Here is a 3,206-nt window from a genome sequence, read left to right on the forward strand (position 1 = left end):
CTCGCTCGCCCGGCGCATCGGGCTCGAATAGCCGTAGCGTTCGCCATCGACCTCGTCGCGCCAGTCGATATGCGCGTCGATCTGCAGGATCCAGACCGGCCCGAGACCGGCAAAGCCGGCGAGAAAGGGAATTACCACGGAATCGTCACCGCCGAGCAGGATCGGCACGGCCGACGCGGCCAGGACCTCGCGCGTCTTCGCCTCGATCCGCGCCCGGTTTCCCTCATTGTCATGCATGACCGTCGAGATGTTGCCGGCATCGACGCAGCAGACCGCCTTGCCGTCGAACAATGGACCGCCGAGATCGAAATCCCAATGCTCGACCAGCGGCGCATCGTCCTGGCTCGCAGCGCGGATGGCGTCGGCGGCCAGAACATAGCCGCTGCTGTCCTTTCCCGGATAGGTGCTGCCATGACCGGCACCGTAGATCACCATGCGAGGCGCGCAGCCTCCGGCGAGGCAGTCGGGAAAGCCAAGAAAGGAAGATGAAGAGGTCATTGTTCAATAGTCCGAATGTGAGCGCTCGCGGCGAGGGGCACGTCGATAGGATCGCTTTATCGCCTCTACGTGATCCATATCAGAAAGTCGCATAAGATAGATTATGGAACGTCAACGAGGTCCTTGATGTGTTCGTGAATCCTTGTAGCCGCCTCCGCCGCGCTGATCGCTGTTACGTCGATCGTCAGGCTGTTCGGGTGCTTCGGGTCAAGGACAGCGACTGTTCGGCTGCGGTGCCGCGCGACTTCCGGATCGATCGACTTGAGACGGTCACGTCGCGTTGGCGACATCACGCGACGTACCAGTTCGGCCTCTTCGCAAAGCAAGCGCACAGGCACGAAGTGAGCGCCTCGTCGATCCGACGCATCTTTCATCTGCTGGTAGGACGCCAGGCTTCTCGCGTCTCCTTGGATGCCGGAGTTCGTGAAGATGAAGTTGGCGGCGGGAGGACAAAGTGTTGCGACGGTGTCCAAGACAGCCTGGCGGACCTTGGCGGTCTGCTCCCAGACGGAATCAGGCAAAGTGCGGCGACCGTCATCGGCAAGCAGTGCCAATATAGGATTGTTGATCCAGTGATTGTCGATGACCTGGCCGGAAAGTGCCGTGCCGAGTTCCCGTGCGATCGTCAGCTTGCCGACGCCAGGGAAACCGAGCAGCAGAACAAACACATTCTGAACCATCGATCAGTTTCCGAAGCACCAAAGAGAATCGGATTGACGACTAAGCGCCAAAGTGAACAGGCGTCTCTATCGCTCTGACTCAAAAGGAATTTCGATCATCATGCCGTCATAGGCCGGCACCACGTGGTCCGGCGTCTCGGCCATCACGGCGGCATAGTCCAGCGGCACATGCATATGCGTCAGCACCGCGTTTTTCGGCGAGAGCTTCTCGATCCAGCCCAGTGCCTCGGCAAGCGACAGATGGCTTGGATGGCTGTTGTACTGCAGCGCGTCGATCACCAGCACGTCAAGGCCTTCAAGCCTTCCTGCTGTGGCAGCTGGAAAGTCGCTGATATCGGGGCAATAGGCGAGCTCGCCCACGCGGAAACCGAGCGAAATGATGTCGCCATGGATCTGCGGCAGCGGCTCAAGGGTGAGGGGACCCCCCTCGCCTTCGATCACCACCGGCCGGGCATGGTCTATGAGATGCGGCCTGACGATCGGTGGATAGGAACTGCCCGGGGGCGTCTCGAAGCAGTAGCCAAACGCCTGGCGCAGCCGCAGCATGGTCGGCTGGTCGGCATGGATATCGATACGACGGCGTTGCTCGAGCACGAAGCCGCGCAGATCGTCGATGCCGTGAATGTGGTCGGCATGCGGATGGGTATAGACCACCGCGTCGATGTGTTTGACCGAGGCGAGTAGCATCTGCGCGCGAAAATCCGGTCCGGTGTCGATGACGACGGTGGTGCGGCCGCCATTCCCTGCGATCCGCTCGACAAGAGCAGCCGTGCGCATGCGGCGGTTCTTCGGATTGGCCGGATCGCAATTGCCCCAGTCGCCGGTGATGCGCGGCGTACCGGGCGACGAGCCGCAGCCGAGAATGGTGAGTAGCAGCTGGTCGCCCATGTCAGGCCGCCGTCACGTCCGGTCGCGGCATCTTGGTAAACAGCCGGAAGACATTGTCGGTGGTGATGTCGGCGATCTCCGCCTCGCTGACGCCGATGGTCTCGGCCAGCACCTTCGCCGTATTCGCGACATAGGCGGGCTCATTGCGTTTTCCCCGATGCGGGATTGGCGCAAGATAAGGCGCGTCGGTCTCGACCAGCAGCCGTTCGCGCGGCACATCTGCGGCAATCGCGCGCAACTCGGTCGAGTTCTTGAAGGTCAGGATGCCTGAGAAGGAGACATAGCCGCCCAGCGCCACGCCGACTTCCGCCAACCGACGCCCGGACGAAAAACAATGCAGGATGAAGGGGAAAGCGCCCTTCCCTGTCTCCTCCTCGAGAATCGCCGCCATGTCGCCGTCGGCGTCGCGCGAATGGATGACCAGCGGCAGGCCGGTCCGGCGCGCGGCGGCGATGTGAGTGCGGAAGCCTTGCGCCTGTGCCTCGCGCGGCGCGCGGTCGTAGAAATAGTCCAGGCCGGCTTCGCCGATCGCCACCACCTTGGGATGGTCGGAAAGCCGTACCAGCTCCTCTGCGGTCACATCGAGCTCTTCCGCCGCATTGTGCGGATGAGTACCAACTGAGCAATAGACCTCACTAAAAGATTTAGCAATTTCAATGGTTTGCTGAAAACGCTTCACGCGCGTTGAGATCGTCACCATGCGGCCGATCCCGGCTGCGAGAGCGCGGGCGACGATAGCCGCCCGCTCCTCGGCAAAATCCGGAAAATCGAGATGGCAGTGACTGTCGACAAGCATCAGGCTTTGGTGTCCTGCTCGACGTAGCGGGGAAACACGCCCTCAGGCACCGGCAGCGCCGTGCCGGGCACCAGCGCATGGTCTGCGTGGACATGCGCGAAATTGCGCTTATCCGCCGGCACAGCCAGCAGGTCGAGCAGCCTCGCCGCCGATCCGGGAATGAAGGGCAGGCAAAGCAAGGTCACGCGCCGGACAAGCTCGGCCGTCGTCCACAGCACCGTCTCCATGCGCTCCGGATCGGACTTGCGCAGCGCCCAGGGCTCCTGCGACGCGAAGTAGCGGTCGGCGTCGGCCACCACGCCGAAGATCGCCGCCAGCGCCAGATGGATGCCCTGCTCCCCCAT

4 protein-coding genes and 1 pseudogene are annotated in these 3,206 nt (G+C 62.3%); all 5 read right to left on the minus strand.

The window, feature by feature from the left end; genetic code table 11:
• Window positions 1-498, minus strand: a 498-nt coding sequence (locus EOA60_RS25490) for an arginase family protein (RefSeq protein ID WP_206628222.1), incomplete at its 3' end; no start/stop codon positions are given.
• 101 nt (window positions 499-599) lie between these two features.
• The gene (locus EOA60_RS25495; RefSeq protein ID WP_095825418.1) at window positions 600-1,178 is read right to left on the minus strand and encodes a chloramphenicol phosphotransferase; all 579 of its coding nucleotides are present in this window, start codon (window positions 1,176-1,178) and stop codon (window positions 600-602) included.
• Window positions 1,179-1,244: 66 nt separating this feature from the next.
• On the minus strand, window positions 1,245-2,066 hold the full coding sequence (locus EOA60_RS25500; RefSeq protein WP_095825417.1) for an MBL fold metallo-hydrolase: 822 nt from the start codon (window positions 2,064-2,066) through the stop codon (window positions 1,245-1,247).
• 1 nt (window position 2,067) lies between these two features.
• Window positions 2,068-2,862 carry a TatD family hydrolase gene (locus EOA60_RS25505; protein ID WP_095825416.1) on the minus strand — a complete coding sequence of 265 codons (795 nt, stop codon included), beginning with the start codon at window positions 2,860-2,862 and terminating at the stop codon, window positions 2,068-2,070.
• Window positions 2,862-3,206 (minus strand): annotated as a pseudogene (locus EOA60_RS25510) (methionine--tRNA ligase); the annotation flags it as partial. The gene EOA60_RS25505 and the pseudogene EOA60_RS25510, both read right to left, overlap by 1 nt.

Origin of the sequence: Mesorhizobium sp. M1A.F.Ca.IN.020.06.1.1, assembly GCF_004023265.1 — a bacterium.
Lineage (GTDB): Bacteria > Pseudomonadota > Alphaproteobacteria > Rhizobiales > Rhizobiaceae > Mesorhizobium.